Source organism: Streptomyces triticisoli (assembly GCF_003270085.1).
In the GTDB taxonomy this organism is placed as follows: domain Bacteria; phylum Actinomycetota; class Actinomycetes; order Streptomycetales; family Streptomycetaceae; genus Streptomyces; species Streptomyces triticisoli.
Map to the genome: position 1 here is coordinate 1 of NZ_QFDQ01000170.1, position 6,710 is coordinate 6,710.

A 6,710-nucleotide genomic window follows, 5' to 3' on the forward strand; every position below is an offset into this window, starting at 1 on the left:
TCCGCACAGCACCATTTCCAGAAGCTGACCTACAACCAACTTCCTTCCATGCTCAGGACGCAATACCAGGGGCTTTACGTCTGCCCGTCACCGGGGCAGGGCTGTCCGGCCCGTCCCGACATCGAAGCCTCGTCCGGCTTCGCGTAGATCATTTCGCTGAGAAAACCTCAGTGACACGATTGGCGTAACCACGGTGGGGTAGCACTCCCACCCACCCGGAGAATGCGTCGTGCTCTGCTGCGACGAAAAGCCTCAGATCCAGGCGCCGGCTCGCAATGCCCCGATTCTGCCGATGCGGCCCGGGAGCCCCGAAAGGCAGACCCACGACCACCTCGGAGTGCACCACCGCCCTGCTCACCGCACTGGAAGCGGCCACCGGCAAGGTCGTCGACCCCTATTGGACCTGTCGAACACAGCGCGACCCCCATCTGCGCACCGTCATACCCGATGGAGTTACCCCACACCGAGTCGTTCAGCTACACCGCTGAACGATCATTATGCTCAAACCACCACGAATTGCTTCAGCGGCAGTGGGGAAGTTCGGCCAGCGCCATCACACCCCCGGTCCGCCCCGAATGTGACGCGGAGGCTCTCACATGGCGAGGTACGACTACGCGTGCGGGCAGTGTGGCGTGTTCGAGGTCGTCCGCCCGATCGACGCCCCGGTACATGAGCCGACGTGCGCCACATGCGGCGGAGCGGCGACGCGTGTATACGCCCCGCCCGCCATCACCTCGCCCCACTCCGCCCTGCGACGGGCGCGCGACGCTGCCGAGGCCAGCGCGCACGAGCCGACGGTGCTGCACCGCATGCCCGCACCACCCCGTCGTCATGCTCATCCGCCGAATCCACTGCACGCGCGCCTCCCGAGGCCGTGACCCACAGGCAAGGAACGACAGATGCCCGAAGTGCTCTTCAGCGTCGACCAGTCCCGGTCGTTCTACGACCAGGCAGTCCCGCCGCACAACCGCTGGCACCCCGACATCCCGCCGGTGGCGACCGTTCGACCCGGCGCCGAGTTCCGCCTCGAATGCCGGGAGTGGTTCGACGGGACGGTTCACAACGACGACTCCGCCAACGACATCCGCGACCTCGATCTCTCGATGGTCCATCCTCTGAGCGGACCGATCGCCGTCGAGGGTGCGCAGCCCGGTGACCTGCTGGTGGTCGACATCCTCGACATCGGTCCCGTCCCGCAGGAGACCGGGCCGGTCGCCGGCCAGGGCTGGGGCTACACGGGCATCTTCGCCAAGTCCAACGGCGGCGGTTTCCTCACCGATCACTTCCCGGACGCGTACAAGGCAATCTGGGACTTCCACGGGCAGATCGCGACCTCCCGCCACCTGCCCGGCGTGCGCTTCACCGGCATCACCCACCCAGGCATCATCGGCACCGCCCCGTCGCACGACCTGCTCGGTCAGTGGAACGCCCGGGAGGCCGAACTCATCGCGACCGATCCCGACCGAGTGCCCCCGCTCGCGTTGCCGCCGAATCCGCAAAGGGCAATCCTCGGCACGCTGGAAGGCGACGCATTCGAGCGCGCTGCACGGGAGGCGGCACGAACCGCGCCGCCACGCGAGAACGGCGGCAACCAGGACATCAAAAACCTCACCCGTGGCGCCCGGATCTTCCTGCCGGTGTATGTCGAGGGTGGCAAACTGTCCGCCGGTGACCTGCACTTCAGCCAGGGCGACGGCGAGATCACCTTCTGCGGCGCCATCGAGATGGGCGGCTACCTCGATCTCGGCGTCGACCTCATCAAGGGCGGCATGCAGACCTACGGGGTGACGACGAACCCCGTGTTCTACCCCGGCAACGTCGAGCCGCGCTACAGCGAGTTCCTCACCTTCGTCGGCATCTCCGTCGACGAAGACGGCCGCCAGCACTACCTCGACTCACACGTCGCCTATCGGCGGGCCTGCCTGAACGCGATCGAGTACCTGACCAAGTTTGGCTACTCACCTGAGCAGGCCTACCTGCTTCTCGGAGCCGCCCCGATCGAAGGCCGCTTCAGCGGCGTGGTCGACATCCCCAACTCCTGCGCCACGCTCTATCTGCCCACCGCCATCTTCGACTTCGACATCCGCCCGTCCGGCGACGGGCCACAGCGCGCCGATCGGGGAAGCTGCGCCCGCACAAGCTAGTGTGCTGCGCCAGAAATCCTAGGCTTAAGTCTGTAGCCTGTTTCCATGTCTCGGGGTCCTCGTGCTGTCGAAGTTGTGCTGTCCGGCGAGGAACGCGCGGAGTTGCTGCGCTGGGAGGGCGGGGCGGTGATGCCCCGTCTTGCTGAGCGGGCGCGCATCGTCCTGGCCTGTGCGGACGGGATGCCGAATGCGCGTGTAGCGGCGGAGTTCAAGGTGACCACGGACACCGTGAGGAAGTGGCGTTCGCGGTTTGTTGCCCGGCGGATGGCCGGGCTTGCGGATGAGCCGCGGCCGGGGCGGCGCAAGGCGGAGCTGGTGCTCAGCGAGGCCGAGCGAGCGCAGCTGGCGCGCTGGTCGAGGCGGGCGAAAACCGCGCAGTACCTGGCACTGCGCGCGAGGATCGTGCTGCGCTGCGCGGAGGGTGGCTCGAACAAGCAGATCGCGGCCGAACTCGGCATCGGCGCCGCGACGGTGAACCGGTGGCGGGCCCGCTTCATCGCCGACCGCCTGGAGGGGCTGGCCGACGAGCCCAGGGTGGGCCGGCCGCCGTCGATCCTGCTCGACCAGGTCGAGGATGTCGTCGTGACGACGCTGGAGTCCACACCAGGCCAGGACACGCACTGGTCACGAGCCTCGATGGCCGCCCGCACCGGGCTGTCGAAGTCGACGATCGGGCGGATCTGGAAGCGGTTCGACCTCAAGCCGCACCTGCAGGATGCCTTCAAGCTCTCCACCGACCCGCAGTTCGTGGAGAAGGTCGTCGACGTCGTCGGGCTGTATCACAACCCGCCCGAAAAGGCGGTGGTGCTGTGCGTGGACGAAAAGAGCCAGATCCAGGCGCTGGACCGGTCCCAGCCGGTGCTGCCGATGATGCCGGGTATGCCCGAGCGCCGCACCCATGACTACCTGCGGCACAGCATCACCAGCCTGTTCGCCGCGTTCAACATCGCCGACGGTACCGTCATCAGCGAACTCCACCGCCGACACCGGGCCATCGAGTTCAAGAAGTTCCTGGCCACGATAGACAAGGCGGTCCCCGCCGGTCTCGACGTCCACCTGGTGTGTGACAACTACGCCACCCACAACACCCCCGAGATCAAGGCATGGCTGGGCAAACGCCCGCGCTTTCACGTGCACTTCACCCCGACCGGCTCCTCCTGGCTCAACCAGGTCGAGCGCTGGTTCGGCCTGCTGACCGACAAGCTCATCCGCCGCGGCGTCCACACCTCCGTCAAGGCCCTGGAAGACGACATCCGGGCCTGGATCGGCACCTGGAACGAGGACCCCAGACCTTTCACCTGGACCAAGACCGCCGACGAGATCCTCAAATCCCTCGCCGACTACCTCACTAAAATCGCCCCCTCAGAGACCGAAAACCAGCAGGCAACTTAAGCCTAGGATTTCTGGCGCAGCACACTAGGGCAGCTGCAGCCCCATGCAGTTCCCGCGCTGCACCTGGTCCTTCGCGAACGCGGTGACGTACTCACGCAGCAACACGCGCCGCTCCTTCCGCTCGGCCGCCGTCGGAGGCTCGTACTTCTCGCCTGCTTCCCGGTAGGGGTAGTCGTAGCCCCAGTGGGCGGCGAAGCCGGCGTTCTCGCCGTCGCACCGGGCGACGGCCCACGCCCGGTACTCGGTCAGTGCGGGCCGCCAGGCGGCGCCTTCTTTCATCGGCAACGGGTCGGGACCCGAGCCCATCTCGCGCAGGTTCGTGCCCCAGTCACCGCGCCAACTGGTGAGTTCGACAAGCGGTCTGCCCGGTCTCGTGCCGCTCCGGTACGCGTCGTCGCCGGCCTTCTTCGGCGCGCGCAGGGTGCAACGGCCGACGACCCCGCCGTCGGCGATGGCGATGCGGACCTCCCCGTCGCGTCCTTCCGCGGGGACGCGGGTGGTGGCCAGAGCGTCGCAGGCGGTGCCCTTCGCCTCCGCGCGGGGCACATACCTGCCGGTGTCCGGTACCGCCCCGTCCTTCGGCGCGGGCAGCGGCTCGCCACCGCAGCCGAGCTTCTCGGTCACCTCGTTCGTCATGCGCACCGCGAGCCGCAGCATGGCCGCCTTCTCCTCGCGGCTCTGCGCGAAGTACGTCCAGGTGCCCACCAGCAGTCTGCGGCGTTCCCCGGCCGGTCCCTTGCCGCCGCGCGGGCACTCGGGCATGAGGTAGACGAGGCTGTTCTGGGCTTCGAAGCCGGGCAGCCCGCCCGGCAGCACGGCGTGCGGAGGATAGGAGCTGCCGGCGAACGACAGCTCCTTCTCCCGGTCCGCGCCGCCCAGATAGGCGTCGACGGCGACCACGACCTTGTCCTCGTCGTTCGTCAGCACGCAGTGGTACTGGCCGAGGTCCTCGTCGAAGGACTCCCGCTCCGCCCCGAGCCGCATGCCCGTGGGCCGTACCGTCTCCAGATCGCCGCGGGGCAGCTTGCCCCCGCACGCCTCACGTGCCAGCCACCAGTCCTTCACCGGCGCCCGGACCGAGAACCCGACGACGACCAGCACGACCAGCGCCCAGGCCGAACCCCACAACCACCGACGGTGCCGTCCCGCCCAGCTCCCCACCCGTTCCTCCGCTCACCCATACGCCACTTCCGCACCAATGTGCGCAACCTCCCCGACCGCCAACCGACCGGGTCGGAACCGGCCGCGTCAGTCCTGGCCCCTGCACCTCTTCTGCCGCATGGGAAAGGGGCCCGCGGGTGACAGGCCCCTGCTCAACTGCCGCTAATAGGCGACAGTTTACGGCTCAGGACAGAGCGGACGGCTTCCGGGGCGGAGGGATCGCCCGCAGCAGCTCCCACAGCGGCCGCGAGCCCGCCGCCCACACGCCCAGGGTCTGGCGGTCCACCACGTGCAGCCGCTGCTGCTTGGCGAACGCCACGGCCGGCGCGGTCACCCTGCCGTTCGTCACGATCACCGCGATGTCCGCCCCGTGCACCGGGCGGGCCGTCCCGTTGAGCACCTGCAGATCCGGCGTGCCCACCGCCGAGCCCCGGGCGCCGTTGCGGCGGTGCTTGCACTGGATCACCCAGCGCCGCCCGGACGGGTCCGTCGCCTTCACGTCCGCCCCCAGGTCACCGCCGCCGCCGACCCGGACCGCGTCCCGGCAGCCGTCCCGGCGCATCAGGTCCCGTACCGCTTCCTCGAACCGGGAGTGGTGCAGCGCGTCCAGCTGAGCCAGCCCGTAGCGCAGGCCCTGCGCGCGCACGGCCTCCCACCGGGCCTGCTGATGCCGGTTGTAGAGCCAGCCGGCGCCCGCGAGTACGGCGAGCATCAGGACGACGACGAGCACCCACCAGTGCGCCAGCAGCCAGTTGACCACCATCACCACCAGGCCAAGCACCGCGGCCGCCGTCATGAAGAAGCCGATCAGCTGCGCGTCCCTCTGCTGCTGCCGCTTGCCGGGCCGCCGCGTACGCCGCCGCGTCACCGGTGCCCCTCCGGCGACGGGAACCGGACCGGATACTGCACCGTCGGCTGCGGACGCGGACTCGCTCCGCTCTCTGCCGAGACGTTCTCGTTGCCCAGCCCCACCACGGCCAACGCGAACAAAGCGAGGATCGTCATTTCTCGTCGTGCACCCGCGGCCCACCGCAAATGTCCTCGAACCGGCGTCCCATCAGAGCGCACGTACGGCCGTATCAAAGGCATATAAGCATCCCCCTCGATGCGAAATGACCGCGCAACCGCCCATGCTGACAGCAGCCACTGAGGTTTTCTCAGCGATGATTACTTCCAGATTCTGTTGAGGACGAGGGCTGCTCGCGCGATGTCGCCGATCCGGCTGGGGCTGAGCGTGATGTGCTGCAGGGTGCGCCATCGCTGCTTGAGTTCGGCGGCGGTGCGCTCTCCGAGGGCCCGGACGTGCCGCAGCAGGGTGTTGAACATGCGGGTGTCGACGTGAAGTGCCTGTTCAGATCTGCCTTTTGGGCGGCGGACGGGTATGAGGATGCCGATGCCTGCGCCGATGTAGCCCTTGTCCGCCAGGGTCGGCAGGCCCTCGGCCGCCGCCTTGTACAGCGCGGGCAGGGCATGGATGCGGGCGGCGGTGATGTCGGGAGTGGAGCCGGGTTCGGCTTCGGAAACCCACAGCGGGGTGCCGTCCGGGGCTGACAGGAATTGGATGTTGCCGCCGAACGCCTTGTGTTTCTGGCTGAACCACAGGTCGTTTCCGTTTTCGCGGACGCCCGCGAGGCGGTCCGACTCGATCAGCGTGCCGTCCAGGACCACGTGCGTCATGCCCTCCCTCCTGCAACGGGCCAGGACCTCGTGCAGGTCCGGGGCCTGATCGGCGAGGACGTCGATGCCCTCGTGCAGGTAGCGGTAGCCGGTGGCCTGGGAGATGCCGGCGTCGCGGGCCAGACAGTGCACGCAGCCGCGCTCGCGGAACCAGCGCAGGACCAGCACCGCCTGCCGGAACGGCCCCAGCGCCCGGCTGCCGCGCGGAGTGCCGATCTGCCGCCGGTGGGCGGCCGGCAGACGCGACAGGTGGTCCACGACGTGGCGCGGGACGTCGAGCGTGGCAACATAGGTGACCAACGTGAAGCCTCTGGTGGTTACGGACATGATCTTGTG

6 protein-coding genes are annotated in these 6,710 nt (G+C 68.4%); 3 read left to right on the top strand and 3 right to left on the bottom strand.

Annotated elements, in window-relative coordinates; genetic code table 11:
* Positions 1-596 precede the first annotated feature (596 nt).
* The 3 genes from DEP02_RS35705 to DEP02_RS22895 are packed head-to-tail and all read left to right on the top strand — an operon-like array spanning position 597 to position 3,536.
* Positions 597-878, top strand: a complete 282-nt coding sequence (locus DEP02_RS35705) for an FmdB family zinc ribbon protein (protein WP_112469573.1) — start codon at positions 597-599, stop codon at positions 876-878.
* A gap of 21 nt (positions 879-899) precedes the next feature.
* Positions 900-2,144, top strand: coding sequence for a formamidase (fmdA, locus tag DEP02_RS22890; protein ID WP_112469574.1), 1,245 nt, complete (start codon positions 900-902; stop codon positions 2,142-2,144).
* 45 nt (positions 2,145-2,189) lie between these two features.
* Positions 2,190-3,536, top strand: coding sequence for an IS630 family transposase (locus DEP02_RS22895; protein WP_198668543.1), 1,347 nt, complete (start codon positions 2,190-2,192; stop codon positions 3,534-3,536).
* A gap of 24 nt (positions 3,537-3,560) precedes the next feature.
* Here DEP02_RS22895 and DEP02_RS33630 read toward each other — a convergent pair whose 3' ends face one another.
* From DEP02_RS33630 to DEP02_RS22910, 3 genes are all read right to left on the bottom strand, one after another.
* The gene (locus DEP02_RS33630; protein WP_157977519.1) at positions 3,561-4,664 is read right to left on the bottom strand and encodes a hypothetical protein; all 1,104 of its coding nucleotides are present in this window, start codon (positions 4,662-4,664) and stop codon (positions 3,561-3,563) included.
* 217 nt (positions 4,665-4,881) lie between these two features.
* On the bottom strand, positions 4,882-5,493 hold the full coding sequence (locus DEP02_RS22905) for a restriction endonuclease (protein ID WP_112469576.1): 612 nt from the start codon (positions 5,491-5,493) through the stop codon (positions 4,882-4,884).
* A 371-nt stretch (positions 5,494-5,864) separates the two neighbouring features.
* The gene (locus DEP02_RS22910; RefSeq protein WP_198668544.1) at positions 5,865-6,674 is read right to left on the bottom strand and encodes a transposase family protein; all 810 of its coding nucleotides are present in this window, start codon (positions 6,672-6,674) and stop codon (positions 5,865-5,867) included.
* Positions 6,675-6,710: the final 36 nt, after the last annotated feature.

Excerpts from the sequence above, each read along its gene's own strand:
- DEP02_RS35705 (WP_112469573.1), top strand. The coding sequence starts at position 597 with ATGGCGAGGTACGACTACGCGTGCGGGCAGTGTGGCGTGTTCGAGGTC.
- DEP02_RS22895 (WP_198668543.1), top strand. The coding sequence starts at position 2,190 with ATGTCTCGGGGTCCTCGTGCTGTCGAAGTTGTGCTGTCCGGCGAGGAA.
- DEP02_RS22905 (WP_112469576.1), bottom strand. The coding sequence starts at position 5,493 with ATGACGGCGGCCGCGGTGCTTGGCCTGGTGGTGATGGTGGTCAACTGG.
- fmdA (WP_112469574.1), top strand. The coding sequence starts at position 900 with ATGCCCGAAGTGCTCTTCAGCGTCGACCAGTCCCGGTCGTTCTACGAC.